The sequence below is a fragment of the Fontibacter flavus genome (genome assembly GCF_042432905.1).
Taxonomy (GTDB): domain Bacteria; phylum Bacteroidota; class Bacteroidia; order Cytophagales; family Cyclobacteriaceae; genus Fontibacter; species Fontibacter flavus.
The window spans coordinates 23,471-44,972 of the sequence record NZ_JBHLWI010000026.1 but is presented as its reverse complement, the minus strand read 5'-3'; the positions used below and the strand labels follow the sequence as shown (position 1 = coordinate 44,972).

18 protein-coding genes are annotated in these 21,502 nt (G+C 38.3%); 8 read left to right on the top strand and 10 right to left on the bottom strand.

Features of this window, described 5'->3' with window-relative positions; genetic code table 11:
* Positions 1-40 precede the first annotated feature (40 nt).
* Positions 41-1,015: a tryptophan--tRNA ligase gene (trpS, locus tag ACFFIP_RS09225; protein ID WP_382387320.1), complete on the top strand. Its 975-nt coding sequence runs from the start codon at positions 41-43 to the stop codon at positions 1,013-1,015.
* Between the two features lie 74 nt (positions 1,016-1,089).
* Here the strand turns inward: trpS and ACFFIP_RS09220 are convergent, their stop codons facing one another.
* On the bottom strand, positions 1,090-1,515 hold the full coding sequence (locus ACFFIP_RS09220; protein ID WP_382387319.1) for a hypothetical protein: 426 nt from the start codon (positions 1,513-1,515) through the stop codon (positions 1,090-1,092).
* A gap of 64 nt (positions 1,516-1,579) precedes the next feature.
* A complete protein-coding gene (locus ACFFIP_RS09215; RefSeq protein WP_382387318.1) occupies positions 1,580-2,908 on the bottom strand; it encodes a polysaccharide deacetylase family protein in 1,329 nt (442 codons plus the stop codon).
* 150 nt (positions 2,909-3,058) lie between these two features.
* On the opposite strand from ACFFIP_RS09215, the gene ACFFIP_RS09210 reads away from it, so the two are divergent.
* Both ACFFIP_RS09210 and ACFFIP_RS09205 read left to right on the top strand, forming a co-directional pair.
* Entirely contained in the window at positions 3,059-3,496 is a 438-nt protein-coding gene (locus tag ACFFIP_RS09210) for a DUF6526 family protein (RefSeq protein WP_382387317.1), read from the top strand.
* Positions 3,489-3,899, top strand: a complete 411-nt coding sequence (locus ACFFIP_RS09205) for a nuclear transport factor 2 family protein (RefSeq protein WP_382387315.1) — start codon at positions 3,489-3,491, stop codon at positions 3,897-3,899. The genes ACFFIP_RS09210 and ACFFIP_RS09205 overlap by 8 nt, the downstream gene beginning before the upstream one ends.
* 84 nt (positions 3,900-3,983) lie before the next feature.
* On the opposite strand, the gene ACFFIP_RS09200 is transcribed toward ACFFIP_RS09205, so the two are convergent.
* From ACFFIP_RS09200 to ACFFIP_RS09175, 6 genes are all read right to left on the bottom strand, one after another.
* A complete protein-coding gene (locus ACFFIP_RS09200; RefSeq protein ID WP_382387314.1) occupies positions 3,984-5,582 on the bottom strand; it encodes a GMC family oxidoreductase in 1,599 nt (532 codons plus the stop codon).
* Positions 5,583-5,711: 129 nt separating this feature from the next.
* A complete protein-coding gene (locus ACFFIP_RS09195) occupies positions 5,712-7,394 on the bottom strand; it encodes an AMP-binding protein (protein ID WP_382387313.1) in 1,683 nt (560 codons plus the stop codon).
* Between the two features lie 141 nt (positions 7,395-7,535).
* A complete protein-coding gene (locus ACFFIP_RS09190) occupies positions 7,536-8,693 on the bottom strand; it encodes an acyl-CoA dehydrogenase family protein (RefSeq protein WP_382387312.1) in 1,158 nt (385 codons plus the stop codon).
* Between the two features lie 186 nt (positions 8,694-8,879).
* Positions 8,880-10,415, bottom strand: a complete 1,536-nt coding sequence (locus tag ACFFIP_RS09185) for a M20/M25/M40 family metallo-hydrolase (protein ID WP_382387311.1) — start codon at positions 10,413-10,415, stop codon at positions 8,880-8,882.
* Positions 10,416-10,575: 160 nt separating this feature from the next.
* On the bottom strand, positions 10,576-11,163 hold the full coding sequence (locus ACFFIP_RS09180; protein WP_382387310.1) for a DUF3244 domain-containing protein: 588 nt from the start codon (positions 11,161-11,163) through the stop codon (positions 10,576-10,578).
* Positions 11,164-11,536: 373 nt separating this feature from the next.
* Positions 11,537-12,052 (bottom strand): acyl-CoA thioesterase, encoded by a 516-nt coding sequence (locus ACFFIP_RS09175; protein WP_382387309.1) that lies wholly within the window; start codon positions 12,050-12,052, stop codon positions 11,537-11,539.
* Between the two features lie 182 nt (positions 12,053-12,234).
* Between ACFFIP_RS09175 and pxpA the strand changes: the two genes are divergently transcribed.
* The 4 genes from pxpA to ACFFIP_RS09155 all read left to right on the top strand — a co-directional run bounded on the left by pxpA (position 12,235) and on the right by ACFFIP_RS09155 (position 16,188).
* Positions 12,235-12,957, top strand: a complete 723-nt coding sequence (gene pxpA, locus ACFFIP_RS09170; RefSeq protein ID WP_382387308.1) for a 5-oxoprolinase subunit PxpA — start codon at positions 12,235-12,237, stop codon at positions 12,955-12,957.
* A 4-nt stretch (positions 12,958-12,961) separates the two neighbouring features.
* Entirely contained in the window at positions 12,962-13,672 is a 711-nt protein-coding gene (pxpB, locus tag ACFFIP_RS09165) for a 5-oxoprolinase subunit PxpB (protein ID WP_382387306.1), read from the top strand.
* Entirely contained in the window at positions 13,665-14,543 is an 879-nt protein-coding gene (locus tag ACFFIP_RS09160) for a 5-oxoprolinase subunit C family protein (RefSeq protein WP_382387305.1), read from the top strand. The genes pxpB and ACFFIP_RS09160 overlap by 8 nt, the downstream gene beginning before the upstream one ends.
* Positions 14,544-14,673: 130 nt before the next feature.
* Positions 14,674-16,188, top strand: coding sequence for a DUF4301 family protein (locus ACFFIP_RS09155; protein ID WP_382387304.1), 1,515 nt, complete (start codon positions 14,674-14,676; stop codon positions 16,186-16,188).
* Between the two features lie 78 nt (positions 16,189-16,266).
* Here ACFFIP_RS09155 and ACFFIP_RS09150 read toward each other — a convergent pair whose 3' ends face one another.
* Together ACFFIP_RS09150 and ACFFIP_RS09145 are read right to left on the bottom strand one after the other, a co-directional pair.
* The gene (locus tag ACFFIP_RS09150; RefSeq protein ID WP_382387303.1) at positions 16,267-17,181 is read right to left on the bottom strand and encodes a helix-turn-helix transcriptional regulator; all 915 of its coding nucleotides are present in this window, start codon (positions 17,179-17,181) and stop codon (positions 16,267-16,269) included.
* 85 nt (positions 17,182-17,266) lie between these two features.
* Positions 17,267-17,794 (bottom strand): hypothetical protein, encoded by a 528-nt coding sequence (locus ACFFIP_RS09145; protein ID WP_382387302.1) that lies wholly within the window; start codon positions 17,792-17,794, stop codon positions 17,267-17,269.
* Between the two features lie 113 nt (positions 17,795-17,907).
* Between ACFFIP_RS09145 and smc the strand changes: the two genes are divergently transcribed.
* Positions 17,908-21,447, top strand: coding sequence for a chromosome segregation protein SMC (gene smc / locus ACFFIP_RS09140; RefSeq protein ID WP_382387301.1), 3,540 nt, complete (start codon positions 17,908-17,910; stop codon positions 21,445-21,447).
* Positions 21,448-21,502 lie beyond the last annotated feature (55 nt).

Here is a 21,502-nt window from a genome sequence, read left to right as displayed (position 1 = left end):
GTACCCTGAATTATTTATTTTGCGCCAAAATTTTAGACAAATGGCAAGAGTACTGACAGGAATACAAAGTTCTGGCCGACCACACCTGGGAAATATTCTGGGTGCTATCGTTCCGGCGATTGAATTGACCAAAAAAGACAATAACGAATCCTTTATTTTCATTGCTGATTTACACTCTTTGACCACCATCAAAGATGGGGACATGAGGAGAGAAAATACTTTGGCAGTGGCAGCCGCTTGGTTGGCATTCGGGCTGGATATCAGCAAAACTGTTTTTTACCGGCAGTCCATGATTCCTGAAGTGACAGAGCTTACTTGGTACCTGAGTTGCTTCACGCCTTTCCCCATGTTGGCCAATGCCCATAGCTTCAAGGATAAATCTGATCGCTTGGCAGATGTAAATGCAGGTCTGTTTACTTATCCTGTATTGATGGCGGCAGACATCCTTTTATACAGTGCCAATATTGTCCCGGTTGGAAAAGATCAATTGCAACATCTGGAAATGGCCAGGGATATCGCCAGCTCCTTCAATCACAGGATGGAAGAGGAAATTCTCACTATTCCGGAAGCAAGAATTTCTGAAGATGTGATGATCATCCCAGGCACAGATGGTCAAAAAATGAGTAAATCGTACAACAACTTTATAGATATCTTTCTTCCTGAAAAATTGCTCAAAAAGAATATCAATAGCATTGTGACCGATTCTACACCATTGGAAGAACCTAAAGATCCAGATACCTGTAATGTGTTCAAACTTTATTCACTTATTGCCAGTGCAGAACAGACTTCAACTTTGAGGGATAGATATCTTGCAGGTAACTTCGGGTACGGACATGCCAAAAAGGAGTTTTTGGAACTGATCCTGAGCAAATATGCTGAAGAAAGAAGGTTATTTAATTATTATATGTCCAACCCTGAAGAGTTAGAGGCGAGACTTTCCGAAGGAGAGACTAAAGCCAGAATAGAAGCAAGTCATATTCTGGAAAAAGTAAGAAAAAAACTAGGTTTTAATTGATTTAACAAAGATTTTCAGGTTGTCATATATTATAAGTTTCGGCCTTAATATATGACAACCTGATTATTATATTTTTATTTTTTAGCAACCCAAAGGTCTTTCATTGATTTCCCATTAATCTGTAAGACAAATCTGGCAGGATTTGGAACCAAAACCAATCTCACGTCCATTTTATCAAACTGTTCTGATTCAACCGGCACACCCTCTCTTCCAATTACTTCATAAGTTACTTTTCCAGCTGCATCAGGCATCATGGTATGGTATTCATTGGCGAGATACGCAGAGGGCAAAAGCACCTCATTGTCAGATTTGAGTTGGTTGTAGATTTTTTCTAAGATGTCTTCCAATTCGTCGCCATAATCTTCATTAAAGTCATCTTCCAAATCATGTAATTCCTCTTCAATGTCATCGTAAGCTTCATCCGCATAGGAGATTTTGCTCAAAGCGATTCTTTTTTCTACAATTGCAGCTAAGTCTTCGTCCAGTTTGTTGTAATCCATGTTTCTAATTTGGTTAAAAGCACGAAGTTATTGAATATAGCTTCGGATTCCAAAGTTCATAAGGTTATATGGACTTTAAAATCAAGGAACCTTTGGAAGGCTGATAATCATATTGCACATATTGACCACCTTCATCCTGCTGCACTTCCAACTCTTTTTCCTCATTTCCCTGAACAAGCTTTACTTTTTCCCAAGCCATATCGAAGTATGTTTTGAGGGTCAATGGTTGATCATACCAATACGGATCCAAATCGGATTTTAGTTCTATTTTAATTTCATTCGAGGCTACCTGTAGCATTACTTCAGACGCCATCCTTTGCCGCATATATTTGGTCACCTCTCTAAATGGCGCTACCCAAACATCCTCAGACTTAGAAGCTATGTAGGTAAAATAATCCCGTATTCTATCTTCTGAAATGGCTTCCCAGCCTATACCCTCTATACCATGAAAAACAAGGACCAACCACACATCATTTCTGGTGATAATATCATCAATCCAGGATTTCATCAAATCCTGATCTGTTCTTGAAAGTGGGCCTCTCTGAAATTGAACATACTCTTTCTGGTAATCCTTTTTGACATCAAAAGTACCTGACCTGTTGATTTCCTCTAAATAAGGTTCAGGCATCCTGTTTCTGGTAGCCGGAAAGAGGTCTAAAGCATATTCCATTACCCTTTCATTCTCGGTTCCAAATGGGCACTCTGCTGAAAAAAGATGTGCTTTCCCCAACTCCCGCTCAATATCCTCAGCACATTTTTCCAATTCAAACAGCAGGTTTTCTTCATCTAAAACAGCCAATCTGGGGTGGGAAATAGTATGCACCCCAAATTCATGTCCCCTAGCCGCATATGTTCTCAACTCATCCCAGCCAATCATGGGGCCATCTATAATCTGGGGTGGAATTAAATTGATGGTTTTTAATTTTCTGGCCAGTTCATATCCTTCATCCAAAACCCTATAAGCTTCCTCCACTCTACCCTGTTCGTAGGTAGCACCACTTCTATCATGAAAAGAAACTGCACCAGGTATGTCCAAGAATCTGATCAATCCTGCCCTTTCAAAATAGTTTTCCAGATTGGTAGGAATGCTTGCTGTTGCATCAATCACTATTTTTGGATCTCTTCCAAGATATTTGGCCTCGTTTTTCTGGCCAGGTATTTCCCCAGTGTTGATGTAAAATGTTCCTCTCATGTCAAACTCTTCCATGATAGGCAAGGCTACCCTAAATTGATTTAGTGTACCATCGTCATAGGTGAGGGAAACAGCTGCTTTTTTTCCATCTTTCCATTTGAGGATTTCAGTTCTCACTGTGTAGTCTTGGGTACAAGATCCGAATATGGACGAAATCCCAAAAAAAATCCAAAATATGCTCATTGGATATTTGCTAATCATGTTTGCAGGGCTTAGGTCTGATTTGAGAATTTTCATTAATTAAATTTTAATACTCAGAAAATTATGAAAAACATTTCCCAATCAACAACTATTTTGACAAATGGTCTGTTGAAAGTTAAATTTCATTATATTTTGAACAATAAACACCTTATGCAAAACTTTAAAAATCATGCCCGCTATTATCCACTTCATCATTTTGTAATAACCCCTTTGACCTTGGTTTACCTGATTTGGAGTTTAACCAATTTGGGTGAAGCCATCAGAATTGGGGAAGGTATTTCCATGGAAATCTACCATTTAATCGGTGCGATTATTTTGATTTTATTGCCTTTATTGTCCAGGATATATGCCTTGAAAAATCAGGATAGGATAATCAGATTGGAAATGCGTCAAAGATATTTTGAACTTACCGGTAAATCTTTTCAGGAAACTGAAAAGAATCTCAGGCTTTCTCAGATAATTGCGCTCAGATTTGCAGCAATTGAAGAGTTATTGCCGTTAATGGATAGAGCTGTAACCGAAAAGCTTTCAGCTAAAGAAATCAAACAATCAATTCAAAATTGGCAGGAGGACAAAAGACGTGTATAAAAATCTTATAGCGCTGCTTGTTTTTTTCTTATTTGGACAGGTGAAAGCACAGAAAAATATAGAGGTTATTTCAGAGAAGCTGGCTCAAGAACAGCTTGATGCCTACAATAATCGGGACATTGAAGCTTTTATTCTTCCCTATGCTGAAGATGTAAAGGTATTCAACTTTCCTGATCAATTGATGTATCAGGGACGTGATGAAATGTATGGACTGTATGGTAGAATGTTTTCCAGAACTCCTGACCTTCATTGTAGGTTAGTCAACAGGATAGTCATGGGAAATACAGTCATTGACCAAGAGGAAGTAACTATTAACAAATCAGAACCTCCGGTTAAAGCAATAGCCATCTATAAGATCAAAAATGGTAAAATTGCTGAGGTCTATTTTATGAGAGAGGAATAGGGTTTTAGAATCCTCATCTAAAACCCGGTTTCAATCCTTAGATGCGTCCTCATTATCGATAATCCTTAAGGTATTTTGCGGTATTTATTTTCCCAGTATCATATCAGAAGCTTTTTCACCGATCATGATGCAGGCAGCATTAGTGTTTCCTGAAATAATCGTGGGCATAATGGAAGCATCTGCAACCCGAAGTCCAGTAATCCCACGAACTTTCAATTTTTCATCTACTACTGCCATGTCATCATTGCCCATTTTGCATGTTCCCACCGGATGGTAAAGGGTTTCCAGACTTTTTTTAATATGTTCTTCCAAACTGGCATCATCGAATTTTTTGGGAAAATATATCTGCCCGTTATGGTAGGGTTTTATAGCCTTTGCCTCAAGTACTTCTTTAGCCTTCAGTATTCCTTTTTTTAAAACCTCCATGTCTCTTGAATCAGAAAGTAAATTGGGCTGGATCAAAGGGGCGTCTAAAGGATTTGCTGAATTTAAACCTATAAATCCTCTGCTTTCAGGTCTAATTAAAATGACCAAAAGCCCCAAGCCACTTTTTCTGGGATAGGTTTTAAGGTCATAAATATCTGTACTATAATCCTCCCTAACACCACAAGGAGCAAAATGAAATTGAAGATCAGGTCGGTCCAAACCTTCTTTAGATGTCAAAAATGCATTGGCTGTCAACGGTCCATTGACCAAAGGTCCTTTCTTGAAAAACAAAAACTTCAATAAAGCTTTGATCTGATTGAATGGCTTCATTATATCATTATTTGTGGGAACAGTGGACCAGGCGGTTACACCGGACCAAACATGATCTATCAGGTTTTTACCAATTCCCGGGAGGTTATGCTGAACAGGAATACCAAACTTTTCCAGATACTGAGGATCACCTATTCCAGAAAGCATCAAAATCTGTGGGGATTGCAAAGCCCCAGCACTTAAAATCACTTCCCTTTTACAATCAAAAACCTCCTTATTGCCATTCTTATGAATGACTTCTACCCCTTTGGCCTGTTGATTTTCAATGATGATTTTGGATACCCTGCAGGATGTTCTGATATGTAAATTTTTTCTATCCAACACAGGTTTCAGAAAAGCAGTGGCAGTGCTATGGCGATGATTTTTTTTAATGGTAAACTGAAGCATAGACGCTCCCATTTGCTCCTTTCCATTGTATTCAGGGTTAAAAGGAATCCCTTTTTCTACACAGGAATCTATAAAAACTTTTCCCAAAGGATGAGGTTCGGAAGAATGCGCAACATTTAAAAGACCGTTTTTTCCGTAATAAGAACCCTCAAAATTTTCATTATGTTCAGATCTGGTAAAATAGGGTAAAACTTCTTCGTAGGACCAACCTTCATTACCTAAAGAAGCCCACTCATCAAAATCAGCTTTATTTCCCCTAACATAGGCCATCGCATTTGTACTGCTGCTTCCACCTAAAACTTTTCCTCTTGGGATAAAAACTCTGCGACCATCTAGGTGTACTTGTGGTTCGGTCCAAAAAGCCCAATCCACCTCAGAACGGTTAAGCTGTGAATAGCCTCCTGGAATATGGATTTCAGTTTTCCTATCTTTGATGCCAGCTTCTAGAAGTAAAACTGAGATATTGGGATCAGCCGATAGTCTATTGGCCAGAACACAACCTGCAGAACCAGCTCCAATGATGATGTAGTCGTAAACCATATTTTCAGAAAATAGTGTTTGAAAAAATACTAAGAATTCAGGTAAAATCCCTTCATAATAAAGAATTTATACAAGTGGCATATTAAAAAATAATGGCCACCTCTGTGGATGGCCATTTTTTATCTAAGTTTATTTCGAGACAGTTTTTTCATGCATTTCTTTGATCTTTCTTCTCAGAATTTTACCCACGTTAGTTTTGGGTAATTCATCAGCAAAGTAAACCTCTCTAGGAACTTTATAATTGGTAAGCTCTTCCCTGCAATGTGCAATGATTTCCTCTGCTGTTACGGATTTATCCTTAGGGACAACATATGCTACCACTTTTTCGGTTGATTTGTCATCAGGCATGCCAATTACACCTGTTTCCAAAACTTTTGGATGTAGAGCGATGGCATTTTCAACTTCGTTTGGATAGACATTGAAGCCAGATACTAAAATCATTTCTTTTTTCCTGTCTACAATTTTGATGAAACCATCGTCATCCATGATGGCAATATCTCCGGTTTTGAACCAGTCACCTTCCATGACTTTTTCTGTTTCATCTGGTTTTTCCCAATATCCCTTCATCACTTGAGGACCTTTAATGCAAAGTTCACCCCTTTCTCCAATAGATAGGTCATTACCATTATCATCAATGATCTTGACATCCGTATTGGGAAGTGGAATACCGATTGTTCCTATCCTTTCTGTACCATCAATTGGGTTGCATGTCGCCACAGGAGAGGTTTCAGTTAATCCATAACCTTCTGCCAATGGTACACCTGTAATCTTTTCCCATTTTTCGGCTGTTGCTTTTTGGACGGCCATACCGCCCCCAACAGCTACTTTAAGCGGACTGAAATCCAATTTGGCAAAAGCTTCATTGTTCATCAATCCATTGAACAAGGTATTTACACCAGTAATCACTGTAAACTTATGCTTAGCCAATTCTTTGATAAAACCAGGCATGTCTCTGGGATTGGTAATCAGTACGTTGTGGGCCCCAATTTTCATCATCGCAAGACAGTTGACCGTTAGGGCAAATATGTGATAAAGGGGTAAAGCAGTTATGACAACCTCTTCTTTTTCCTTTAATTTCGGCTTCATCCAGGCAGATATTTGCTGCATATTCGCTACAATATTTCCATGTGTCAGCTCAGCGCCCTTAGAAACTCCTGTTGTTCCACCTGTATATTGGAGAAAAGCAGTATCTGCTAAAGTCATTTTCTCAATTCTAAACTTGGAGGCATTTGCTTTTGCCATCATGGTTTTCCATTTGATGGCTCTTGGTAGATTAAAGGCAGGCACCATTTTCTTCACATGCTTGACCACCAAATTGACAATCGTTCCTTTTAGGCCGCCCAACATATCTCCCAATTCAGTGATGATAATATGCTTGGCTTTGATTTCCTGTCTGATTTTTTCCAGGTTATTCGCAAAATTTGCCAAAATCACTATGGCATCCACTCCGGCATCCTCAAATTGATGCTTCATCTCTTTTGAGGTGTACAGCGGATTGGCATTTACCACTACCATTCCTGCTCTGAGCGTTCCAAATAAGGCAACAGGATATTGAAGACAGTTTGGCATTTGAATAGCCACCCTATCTCCTTTTTTCATATTGAGATCATTCTGAAGGTAAGAAGCAAATTTCTTTGAATACTGATCTATTTCATTGAATGTCATGGTTTTACCCATGCACTCATAGGCGATGGCATCACCATACTTGCTTACACTTTCTTCAAAAAGGTTGACCACTGAGCTGTAAGCAGTCACATTGATTTCAGAATCTACGCTTTCAGGGTAAAATTTAAACCAAGGAAAATTATGCATATTTAGGTCTTATTATTTGGGTTGTAATGATTTAATCCTCTAAACAGAGGACTAAATATAAAGGATAAATGTTTGTTTATAAAAATAATAAACCACTTTCCAATGCCTGAAAAGTGGTTTCTTCTGAAAAGATCAACTTGGTTATTCCAATATTTTTCTCACTATCAATTCTTTCATGATTTCATTGGTTCCGGCATAAATTCTCTGGACCCTGGCATCTGCAAATGCTCTTGCTACTCCGTATTCCCACATGTATCCATAGCCACCATGTAACTGTACACACTCATCAGAAACCCAGCATTGAAGTTCCGTTAAGAGATATTTTGCTGATGAAGCCATAGCAGAATCAACTTTCTTTTCATTATGCAACATGACCAATTGATCAACATAGATTCTTCCCTGTTCCAATTTGGCACCCATTTCTGCTAATTTAAATCTGGTGTTTTGAAACTCAGAGATACTTTTCCCAAACGCCTGACGCTGCTTTACATAGTCTACTGTGCTAAGAAAAGTGGATTCCGCCAATGAAATGGCGGCCAAACCTACGATCAACCTTTCTTGAGCAAGTTCTGTCATCAGGTATTTAAACCCTTCCCCAACTTTACCCAACAAGTTCTCCTTTGGAACCTTTACATCCTCAAAAAACAGTTCACAGGTATCCTGTGCATGCAATCCAACTTTTTCAAAAGGGACACCTTTAGAAAAACCGGCCATATCCTTATCAATGATGAATAAGCTGATCCCTTTGGCTCCTTTTGTGGGATCTGTTTTAGCGGCTACAACGACCACATCTGCCAGATAACCATTGGTTATAAAAGTTTTGGATCCATTGATCAAGTAGTGGTCTCCTTTGTCCACGGCAGTCGAACGGATTGCCTGCAAATCACTTCCCGCTCCAGGCTCTGTCATGGCCACAGCTGAAATCAAGTCACCACTGATCATCCCAGGAATATATTTGGCCTTTGCTGCTTCTGTTCCATAATGCAGTATATACGGCGCCACAATATCATTGTGCAAAGGATAACCAATTGCCGGTCCAGAGCATCCACTCAACCCTAATTCTTCTACAAAAATAGCATTGTACCTAAAGTCCTGGATATTTAATCCACCGAATTCCTCCGGTGCCTGAATACAGAGAAAACCATTATCCCCTAACTTTTTCCAAGATTCCCTGGAAACCATTTTATTCTTTTCCCATTCGGCATTAAATGGCGTGATTTCTTTGGCAATAAAGTCTCTTAAAGACTGACGGAACATTTCATGCTCCTCATTGTAGATAGTTCTTAGTACTTTATACATTTACTACTTGGGTTTATATCAAATCAAAATTAAATCCTGAAACTAAGGTATAATGTTTATTAATTTGGTCTAAAAATATAAAATTAATGGTTTTTTACCAATAAATATTTGGCGGACATTTCCGATAAAGAGGATAAAAAAACGGGAGACTTATGTTCTCCCGTTTTTGATTGATTTCTATTTCGCTTAATTCCAAGGCTTTCGGGGAAGTTTTTCATCCCTTTGTGCCGTATTATATACCAATGCAGCGATAATAACTGCCGCTTGGGTCATATCGGATAATTGCATGCGCTCATAAACGTCCATATTGGTATGATAACCTTTTCCGTAATCAATTGGGTCCTGTATAAACTGAAATCCAGGTATGCCCACTGCTTCAAATGGGACATGGTCTGTAGATCCGGTATTCCTTCTAGTAACGGTGTTTGCCCCTAATTCGTGGAAAGGTTCAAACCATTTTTCAAAAATTGGAACAACCATATCATTACCTTCTACATAGATACCTCTGATTTTACCCGAGCCATTATCCAAATTGTAATAGGCTGATATTTTATCCCACTCAGCTTTCTTTTCCTTAGTATTCCTGTCTGCTACGTATTTCTGCACATAACCTCTAGAGCCATGTAAGCCCTGTTCTTCTTCACCCCATAAGGCTATCCTGATTGTTCTCTTTGGCTGTACTCCCAAAGTTTTCAGAATTCTGATGGCTTCCATCATCACAGCAACACCTGCTGCGTTATCATTCCCACCTGTTCCGGCATGCCAGCTATCCAAATGAGCACCCAACATGACAATTTCTGATTTTAAGGATTTGTCAGTTCCAGGGATTTCAGCCAATACATTATATCCATTATAATCATCATCCAACCATTCTACCTGTACTTCAGCTTCAATTTTTACTGGTTTTCCGTTTTTGATCAATCTATAGATCCTGCCGTAGTGTTCAGCTGCAATTTCTATTTCCGGGGTGGTAGGCTTCTTGTCTGTACTGTATGAACCGGATCTAGTATGAAACACCGTTCCAAAGCTTCCTCTGGTTCCTGTGATTCTCAATCCAACTTCCTCATTTAACAAAAACTCTGTCAATTTTTGATCTAATGCTCTTTGTGCCCTCAATTGCGCCAGCATTTCAGGAGTATATCTACCTCCGCCGCCACCGATTGAGATCGATTTCCTGTCTTCGAGTTCTTCATCAGTCCATCTTCTTGCTTCAGCTTCAAATGCCGGAGACACCTGTAAATTAGCTGGAGTCATGACAACCTTTCCTTTTAAGTTTCCTTTATATTTATCGAAATCTGCCTCGGAGGTAATTTCCAATAACATGACTTCAGCGTCAACCAAACCTTTCGTACCATCTGTCCATGCTTTTGGATAGCCTATAATTTGGGCATAGTAGGGTTCTTTCATGGCAATGTAAGACTTCTTCACATTCCATCCCCTTCCGAATTCGCCATAAGAATCAACAGTAACATTGCTCAATCCCCACTCCTGAAACTTCTCCATTGACCATGCTCTAGCATTTCTCAAATTGGTAGAACCTGAAAGTCTAGGCCCTAAAAAGTCGGTTAGGTGAAAAGATAAATTCTGAATTTGTGAATTTCCTATACCTTCGGATTTGATCCGGTACATCATTTCCAAATCCACTTTTTCCTGTGCCCATACTTGGCTTGACCAAATTAAAAGGGCCAAAATCATCAGGCTAGCTTGACTTTGTAACTTCATGTCTAAATTATTATTTGGATTGTTATATTTATTGATATCCCAAAAATGGTAAAAAATTGAAAAGGCATCATGCCGTTGATGTAATTCTGAGCGGAGCACTTCCAAAAATGAAAAAAGCCCGAAGTTTAATTCGGGCTCTTTAAAAATGGTTGGACGTTGACTAATAGAAAAGATCTTTTGTTCTGCCTTTTGCGTCCACCAGGTGAATATTCACATCTTTAGCTTTCATGTTTTTGAAGGTATAAATCTTTGAAAAAGCCCCTGGATGTTCCACAACCTCAGAATAAATCTCTTTTCCCAATCTATCACTGAACTGTACCTGAACTCCTGGCTCATCAAGGCCAATGACAGAAACCTTTACAGAATTTTCATTAAGGTCCTTTCTGTATGCTGTCAATGGGAGACTTACAGGATCTTCTTCTCTTTCGATTTCATAGATTACCCTATCATTTTCTGATCCTTTGCTGCTGTTTTCAATCATCAAATGATAAACTCCAGCCGGAAGTTCAGTTAAGTTATAGGGTACCAAAACATCATTTTTGACAAATACAGTTTGCTGGTGAAGTCTTTTGCCTTCCTCATCCAATAGAGCTAGCCTTACTTTTCCTAATCCTTCTTTAAGCACGACTCTTACCCTGTTGTTGCTGCTTTTAACTTCAGCTAAGGAAGAAACTTTTTCATTGTTTGCGTTTGCAAAGCTGGCTACACCTAGTGTAGCGGCCAATGCGAATGTGAGAAACTTTTTCATTTTTGTGGTTTTTTTAAGTTGGTACTTTCTCATTATCCATCTTCTGTACCAAATCAAAATCACCTTTCATAATTCAGCATGAGATAAGATCCGTTTTCACGTAAAAAATATAAAATACTGTAAATGAATGTTTTGAATAAGATATAGAAATACCAAAAAACTGTATCGAATCACTACAACATTACGTCCAAATGAAACGAAAGCGGACATTATAAAGCCAAAAAAGCTAATGAAATTGTATTCAAAAGGTTGCATCTTAATTTATGTTTTTCGAAAAATTATTTTTCAAAAAAAATCGCAATTCCGTATCCCCGGAAATAAAAAAACATCTTGTGTACAAAAGCGTACACAAAATGTTTGACTACGTTCACAATTAACCTTCTATTAATCTATTTTTCAGGGATCTAACCCTATCTCCGATTGACATATTGGTAATGTCAAGGTTCTCACTGGTAGCTTTCAAGAAATCTAACACTGCACCTTCATGGTCTGTAGATATACCTTCCTTGACCGTCACATAACGCATTGTTGTCCAGAGCACTGTCTTGAGTTCTGATTTGGAATCATCGGTCATATAATATTCCAAAACCACGGTATTATGGTTATACCACAATAATCTGCTCATGATTCTGACCCATTCCCCTACCCTTGCTGGCCTTACATAAGAGATGTTGTGGTTATATACTACCCAAGCAGCCTTATATTTTTTGATCATATCGATCATTTCCAAACCATACAACTTAGGGACCTGGTCTTCTCTGGCATTAAAAAAATAATCAAAATATTTGGCATTGTTCAAATGCTGAAGTGGGTCACAATCCTGAAAACGGATCACTACCCTGCTCTCTGTTTCTTTGGGATAATGCTTTTCCGGGTTATATTCAAACATGTCTATATTCTTTATTGCGAAGACAAAGGTAGGAATTTACCACAAATGATTAAGCTGGATGAAATAGGTCTAGGGGAAATTCCAAAGCACAATAAATCAAGGTTAAATAGTTTTCTCGATTTCTGATTTGCTTTATCTCTCAAACTACAAGGAAGAATCAAATATCTTTTTAATTTTAACTTATGATGGTTCAAAAGATGATGGATATCAATTGTGACTTAGGAGAAGGTTTGGATAATGATAACCAACTCATGCCTTTGCTAGATAGCTGTAATATTTCTTGTGGCGGCCATGCAGGTGATGAGTTCAGTATCCGAAAGTCCATCCGGATGGCTAAAAAGAATCTTGTGAAAATCGGAGCACATCCTTCCTACCCTGACAGGGAGAATTTTGGGAGGAAAAAACTGGTAATTCCCTTTTCGGATTTAAAGGGTTCTATAATGGCGCAACTGAAGCTTTTTGAAAATATCTGTAAAGAAGAGCAGGCGATATTTCATCATATCAAACCGCATGGGGCTTTGTACAATGAAGCAGCTATAGATCCTGAAATAGCAGGTCTTCTTATTCAGGTCATGAGTAATTTTCCTGGGGTAAACCTATATGTTCCCCCAAATTCAGTAATCGAAAGACTAGCTTTGGAAAATAATGTTCCGATAATCACGGAGGCCTTTGCTGATAGGTCCTATCATTCTAATCTTACTTTGGTTTCAAGAAGTCATCCTAAAGCCTTGCTGACAGATCCTAAAGAAGTTCTTGACCATGTCAAACAAATGATGTTATATGGGAAAGTTAAAACAATTGAGGGTGAATTGGTCCCGATTAAAGCCGAAACCTTATGCATACATGGAGACAATCCTTCGGCAGTAGAGATTCTAAAGACTATCAGGGTAAATCTAAACATCTAAAAAAATGGAGATTTCCTATTATCAGACGCACAGTAAATTGATCGAGTTTATTTGGCCAAAAGAAATCTCGGTAGAGATTCTCAAAGATCAGATGAAGGTAAAGGAATTTTTGGAAAAGGAATATAAAGAAGGCATCAAAGAAATAAGGTTTGGCTTCAATACCCTTTCTTTAAAGCTCCAATTTGAGATAACTGATAAGGACTGCCAGGATTTATTAGAAGAAATTAAAGTGCTCCCGAACAAAATTTTTGAATTCAAGTCAAAAACCTGGGTTATTCCGGTTTGCTATGATATTGAATTTGGAAAAGACCTTCCCAACCTTTCAAAAACTCATGGAATGGAGGTGGAAGAGTTGATCAGGTTACATTCCCAACCTTCCTATTTGCTGCATTTCTATGGATTTTTGCCTGGATTCATGTATTTGGGAGGATTAAATCCAAGGCTTTATACTCCAAGAAAGTCCAATCCTGATAGGTTTTTGCCAAAAGGAACCGTAGCTATAGGAGGACAACAAACGGGTATTTACCCAATGGATAGCCCAGGAGGTTGGCATGCTATAGGACGGTCGCCAATCAAATTGTTTGACATTTCGAAAAGTCCTCCGTCAATAGCACAAATCGGGGATAAAATCAGGTTTCAGGAAATCAACAAGATTGAATTTCGAAGAATAAAAGACTTATCAGAAAAAGGCTTATACCAAATACATTATGATTAAGGTTCCTGCATATATCCACTTCCGGAAGCCTGGACTTATCACTACAGTTCAAGATTTGGGGCGCTTTGGTTATGCCCAATTTGGGGTTCCTTATTCAGGTGCCATGGACAGGTACTCTTTGGCTCAGGTCAATTTTATCCTGCAAAACAATAAGGGAGCCGCTGTTCTGGAAATGTCCGGTGTAGGACCTGAAATGGTTTTTGAAATGGCTACAAGGATTGTTTTTGCCGGATCCGATGCAGACATTTTGTTGAATAACAAACAGTATATCAAGATGGGGCAAGTAGTGGAAATCCAACCGGATGATACTGTCAGTATATTGAAGTTTAGAAAGGGCCAATGGTTATATATGGGAATACAGGGTGGCTTTGAGTCGGAGGAAATAGCAGGCAGCAAAAGCTGGTACCCTATGATAACACCAAGAGACAGGATCCAGAAAAATGATAGTATTTGCTATCTTTCTGAAGAAGGAAGATTTTATCCAAAAGTTGACTTGAAAGCCAAAGTCCGGTCAGATTGGTACAGGACTTCAATTATAAAAGCTTATCCAGGACCTGAATGGGACCTTTTGCCCCAGTTGTTGAAAAATAGAATCAGCAATAAGGCCTTTTCAATTTCTGATTTGGTCAATAGAATGGCATATCAGTTAAAAGAAGAAATTTCAAATGACCTGCCACAGATTCTTACTTCACCAGTTTATCCAGGTACTGTTCAGATGACTCCTTCCGGCAAATTAATCATCCTAATGCGGGATGCCCAGGTGACAGGAGGATATCCAAGAATATTACAGATAGACAATATTTCCCTGAATGTGCTCGCCCAAAAACGTAGTGGGGATAAAATCAAGTTTGAAATTGCAGGGCAATTATAGCATTTAGGGATTGGTTTTGATTTTATCAATTTCAAAGTCACAAAGTTTTTTTTCGGAATGGAATCAATAAATTTTTATTAGAGCCGTCCAGTTTATATATTAAACTTTTATTATTTAACCAAAATCAACCATGGATTCAAACCTAGAAAAGCAAATTACCGAGCAGGGAATGTCCCTGGAAAAAGTCAAGGAACAGCTGAAAAATTTCAAGGAGGGCTTCCCTTTTCTTCCGATTGTTGAAGCTGCCACAATTGGAAATGGTATCAAGGTATTGACGGAATCAGAAATCAGTGATTTTCAGGATACCTATCCGGCTAAAACAGACACTAAAAAAATTATAAAATTTGTTCCGGCAAGTGGTGCTGCTTCCAGGATGTTCAAGGATCTTTTTTCATTTTTAGAGGGTGATGGGGACATTTCAAAAAGCTCTTTTGTCCAAAAGTTTATTCAAAATATTGATAGGTTTGCATTTTATGATGACCTTGATAACAGTCTAAAAGAAGCGGGTTCAAGTCTTTCTAAAGCCCTTTCCAGTCAACAGTATCAATTGATTATCAGTCATCTATTAAATGATAATGGCCTGGGATATGGTCAGTTGCCGAAGGGATTACTGAAATTCCATCATTACGCAGACCACGACAGAACGCCTACTTATGAGCATTTTATCGAAGGGGTGATGTATGCTTTAGGTGCTGAGAATACGGTAAGGTTACACTTCACAGTTTCTCCTGAACATGAAGAGAAATTCAAAGCAGAAGTAGCATTGGTCAAACCCAAACTTGAAAAGGAATATGGTGTCAAGTTTGACGTCAGTTACTCTCAACAGAAAAAATCTACCGATACCATTGCTGTGGATATGGACAATCAACCATTTTTTGAAGATGACGGAAGCATATTGTTCAGACCAGCTGGCCATGGAGCCCTTTTGGAAAATCTAAATGAAATTGATGGTGACATAATATTTATCAAAAACATTGACAATGTCGTCCCTGATAGACTTAAAAACACAACGAGAGACTATAAAATAGCCATAGGCGGTTTATTGTTGGAAATCCAGGAAAAGGTCTTTGACGCACTGAAAAGATTGGAAACAGACAACAAACCAAGCACTATCAAGATTGGAGAAAAGGTTATTACGGAGGTATTAGAGGGAAAATTGCCCGATGGTTATGCCTCATTGTCTGACAAGGAAAAAGCAGATTATTTGATTTCCAAGCTAAATAGACCGATAAGGGTATGCGGGATGGTGAAAAATACAGGAGAACCTGGTGGCGGTCCTTTTTGGGTGAAAGAGGATGATGGTTCTCTTTCTCTTCAAATAGCCGAAACAGCCCAAATTGATCTGTCAGACTTAAAGCAAAAAGAAATTTTACAAGCTTCAACCCACTTCAATCCAGTTGATTTGGTTTGTGCTACCAAAAATTACAAAGGTGAGAAATTCAACTTGTTGGCATATAGGGATTTGCGTACAGGCTTTATTACCGAAAAGTCAAAAAGTGGCAGGGACTTAAAAGCGCAGGAATTACCTGGGTTATGGAACGGTTCTATGGCAGATTGGAATACCGTTTTTGTGGAAGTTCCATTGATCACATTCAATCCTGTAAAAACTGTCAATGATTTGCTTAGAGACGAACATCAAGGTTGATCTTACTGTAATAACCCGTTAAAAAGGTTGGACAGGTGCAAAACCTGTCCAACCTTTTTTTATTTTACCCTTTTCTTATCAGAAATATTTTGCTTTATCCAATTGTTCTGTCAGATAGACTTTCAACTCCTCCCCTTCCAAGACTTTTACTTCACCGGGCAAACCCAATATGAATCTAGCCAATCCAGGCAGCTGGGGTATCTTCCCCTCAAAAAAATATTGGTTCCTATTCTTGGAATAGGTAAAAGGTTTGGCGTCCGGATACTCCTCCATCATCAATTGGTATGCTTTTTTGGATAGTTTGAGATGTACAGGGAATTGGTTTTTTCCGGTAAATCCAAAAAGCCCTTGCTCTAAAGGTTGGTGTAATGCTTGATATTTGAAAGGCTTAGAGGTCAATAAAACCTCTCCTATTCTTTCAATTTTAAACATTTTCATCTCTTTACTTTCGACCTCTAAAGCATAAATAGAATCAAAATTATTGTTGAATGCGACGGGTTCAACCAAACGGTCCGAGACAGAGTCAGAGCTAAGGGAATAATAGTCGCTCAATATAACCTGGTTTTGTTCCTTAATGGCCCTGGAAATCAAGTCTACAAAAATACCCAGATTAGCATTGAATAGCTGATTTACACTTTGTCTAAAATCCGATCGAATATTGATTTTTTGAAGAATAGAATCTTTAAGCAGGTTTTTATGGCTGCTTTTGTTGACCAATTCATTCATAAACAGGATTTCCTCTTCACTGAATGTTCCATATGCATATTCAGTAGGATTTTCTACGCGATCCACAATGCGGAACTTGGAATGCTTTTTTTCAATCTCAAAACCCAATGCTTCAAGCAGTTTGAAATAACGGTAAATTGTCCGCGGATCTGTTTGCAGTGATTCTGCCAGTTTATGGACAGGTTTACCAATATTTCCTCTCAGTAAATTGATTAATTTAAAAACCCTGAGAATTTTTTGCTGCTCTACTGAATTTGATTTTGACATAATGTTAACTGTTCAGACCCAAAATATAATAAATAGCCAAACAGTTCAGAAATTTTAGACATTAATTGTCGAATATATAAAAATCTTAAAAATGCTTTCGGTTCAAAATTTCACTTAGAATTACCGCATCTTTTACTGTTTCAGGGTTTTTCAGAAGCTTTGCATATTTATTTTCACCTTGCTCTTTTTCCAAAGATTCAGTTTGCAGAGAAGATTTTATTCCCTCGATTGATCCGGTCAGTCTGACCTGTTCGTCCAAGGTCATCAATTTGGGACGCTCCCTTTCGGAAACTTCCCCCTGAAACTTTTCAAATGCTTTTGGCTGCTTTTTAACTTCAGCCTGATACCTCCTTGGATTTGGATCATCGTAGTGGGCAGGCACAGGTTTTCTATCTCCTACAGCATTACCCTGACCGCTTGTACTCAAATCCTTTTCTCTCGCCTGTTGCCCTTGACGGATTTCTTTCAACAAATCTTCAAAAGAGACAGGCTTGCTTTGTTCTTGTGGTTTTTCCGGCAAATCAATTTCATCCTGTCCTTTATTTTTCTTTAAGGCACTATAAATGAAATAGATAATTACAGCGACGATATATATTAAATTTCCTGCATCCACGGCACAATTGTTTTATGTTGTCCAAGATAGTTAAAAAGGCATAGTCAGCCAAGTCTTGGTAAATATCTGAAATAGGTTAATTTTGTTCGTTGTACAAATTCAATTGCTTTAGGATGCTGCTGAGTAAGCTCGAGATAAAAGGATTTAAAAGTTTTGGTGACAGGATGGTCATCCATTTTGACAAAGGAATTACCGGTGTGGTGGGTCCAAATGGATGCGGCAAATCCAATGTTGTGGATGCAATCAGGTGGGTTTTGGGTGAACAAAAGTCCAGAATGCTCCGCTCTGATAAAATGGAAAACGTGATTTTCAATGGTACCAAAAACCGAAAGCCTACCAATTTGGCGGAAGTTTCCCTGACTTTTGAAAACACCAAAAACCTTCTTCCTACCGAATATACTCACGTCACCATCACACGCCGTTATTACAGAAGTGGGGAGAGTGAATACCTGCTGAATGGTGTGGCTTGCCGCTTGAAGGATATTACCAACCTGTTTATGGATACAGGTATCAATTCTAACAGCTATGCTATTATTGAATTGAAAATGATCGATGAATTACTCAATGACAAGAATAATTCAAGAAGAGATCTATTTGAAGAAGCTGCCGGAATTTCAAAATTCAAAACCAGAAAAAAGGAAACCTTAAGGAAGCTGGAAGATACAGATGCAGATCTGGAACGTGTAGAAGATGTTTTGTTTGAAATAGAGAAAAATCTTAAAAGTCTTGAAAAGCAGGCAAAACAAACAGCCAAGTACTTTGAAATCAAAAAAGAATATAAAGAGGCCAGTATCAATTTGGCCAAAAAGTCTGTAGAAAAACATTCTGAAGCTTTAATATCCCTTAACCAAAAGGTACAACAGGAACTGGACAGCAAATTAGCTGTTAATACCAAAATCTCTGAAAAAGAAGCTTTATTGGAATATACTAAGGCTGACCTTATCCAAAAAGAAAAATTACTTGCTTCAAGGCAAAAGACGCTCAATGAACATGTCAATAAAATCAGACAGTTTGAAAGCGATAAAAAAATCAAAAATGAACGGCTGAGATTTCTCGAAGACAGGTCCCAAAAGCTCCGTGAAACCATTGATACCGACAGGAAATCAAATGACCGTGCGGGATTCAGTATCCGTTCTTTGGAACAAGAAAAGGAATCTGCACAAAAGCTTTTAAGCGAAAAAGAATTTATTGTGGAAGAACTCCGCTCTGCTTATGAGGCTAAAAAAGCTGAACTGACCGAAATGCAGGAAAAGCAAAAGGTTCTATCCAGAAATTTTTCTTCCAAAAAGGATCTTGTCTATCAACTTTCTAAGGATCAGGAAATCAAACAAATACAGCTTTCTACTTTGAAACAGGAGTTGGAAAAGACAGCTTTTGATGATAGTAGTCAGGTATCCAATTTGGCAGAGTTTGAGGAAAAAATATTGGTACTCAAGGATGAACTTGATGCTAAAACTGTAGAACTTCAAAATATCAAAGCCAAAGAAGAAGACCAGATACAAAAAATTGAAGAAGCCAACCGCGTGATCGAAATGATCCGTGAGGAAGTAACCCAAACTTCACGTAAGCTTGATGCCCGTCAAAATGAATATAATTTGACCAAATCTTTGGTGGAGAACCTGGAAGGGTTTCCTGAGGCCATTAAATTTTTGAAGAAAAATTCCAACTGGGCAAAAGAAACACCCTTGCTGTCAGATATCCTGACCACTGAAGAAAGGTTCAGGGTGACCATTGAAAATTATCTGGAAAACTACATGAATTATTATGTAGTGGAAACAGAAGCTCAGGCTATTGCGGCAGTCAATCTATTAAGTGATTCAGCCAAAGGAAAAGCCAATTTCTTTGTATTAGAGCATTTCAACAGTTTTCATCCCAGCCAAACCAAATTATTTCCAAACGCCATTCCTGCTACGGAAATAATTGAATACGATGAAAAATATGCCAAACTGATCGGATTTATCCTGGATGATGTTTACATCGTAAAGGGAGAATATCATGATTTCCCTCTTGATAATAGCGCAGTTTTCATTACCGAAAGCGGAAAGTTTACCAAGCGAAAATTCAGTATTTCAGGAGGATCAGTGGGTCTTTTTGAAGGAAAAAGAATAGGCCGGGCCAAAAATCTCGAAAAGCTTGAAAAAGAAATCAAAGAGCTGAACAAAAAAGTATCAGCCACCAGGTCCAATTTGGATAACAAGCTGAGTGATCTTCTTAAACTAAAGGAAGTCAGCTATAAATCTTCTATCGAAAAGCTTCAACTGGCGATCAATGAAGTCAATCAGGAGTATATTTCGATCAGGACGAAAAAGGAGCAGCTAGCTGAATTACTGTCTTCAAATGCCAATAAAAGAGAGGATATCATTGACAGGATTGAATCGATTCAAATCAGTCTTCAGACTATCCTTCCTGACCTTGAAAATGAAAAGGCTGCTTTTGAAGCTTTAGAACTGGAGCTGGAAGAAATCAATATCTATTTGCAATCGGAAAATGAAAATTTTAGCCAAAAGTCTGCAGCTTTTAACCAGGAAAATATCCTCTATCATCAACAACTGAATAGAGTTAACAGTCTTGAACAGGAAATTGAGTTTAAGCAAGCCACTTTCGAAAGCAGTAAGGAAAGAATTGAAAAGTCACAGGCTGAACTAAGTACTATTGATCAGGAAATAAAAGGATTACTGGAAAACAATGAAATCAAGGACGACGAATTGATTGAATTGTATGCGGAAAAGGAAGGTATTGAAAAGGGTGTCAATGAAGCAGAAAAAGATTATTATGCATCAAGAGGGCAGATAGATGAGACAGATAAGCAGATCCGCGAGCTTCAAAAATCCAAAGAATCACTGGATACTTTGATCCATGAGATGCAGCAATCCATGAACGAGGTAAAACTCAAATTGGCCAGCTTGAAGGAAAGACTCAGTGTAGAATTTGAGATAGACCTTGACCAATTGATGGAAGAAAATCCTGAAGTCGAAGAAGCCTATCTTGATCTTAGTGAATCTGACATCAGGGAAATTGTAAACAAAGCCAAAGAAAGATTAGAAAAAATAGGCCCTATCAATCCTATGGCTATGGAGGCTTATGATGAGATTAAGGAACGTTATACCTTCATTTCTACCCAAAAGGAGGATTTGATCAAGGCCAAAAATTCCCTGGTAGAAACCATCAAAGAAATCGATCAGGTTGCCAAAGAAACCTTCTTAGATGCTTTTGGAAAGATTAAGGAAAATTTTGTAAAAGTGTTCCGTTCTTTATTCACTGCAGAAGATGACTGTGACTTGAAACTTGTAGATCCAGATAATCCTCTTGAAAGCCCAATTGAGATTATGGCCAAGCCTAAAGGCAAAAGACCATTGACCATCAATCAGCTTTCAGGTGGAGAAAAAACATTGACAGCCACCTCTCTGCTCTTTTCAATTTACCTGCTTAAGCCGGCACCATTCTGTATTTTTGATGAAGTGGATGCGCCTTTGGATGATGCCAATATTGATAAATTCAACAATATTATACAGACCTTCTCCAAAGAGTCCCAGTTTATCATCGTCACTCACAACAAAAGGACTATGGCCAGCACGGACATCATCTATGGTATTACCATGATTGAGGCCGGCGTTTCCAGAGTTGTACCGGTTGATTTAAGAGAATTGGCATAAATTAAATAAGCCGCATAATTTGAAATTATGCGGCTTATTTTTTTGAACTGGCTTT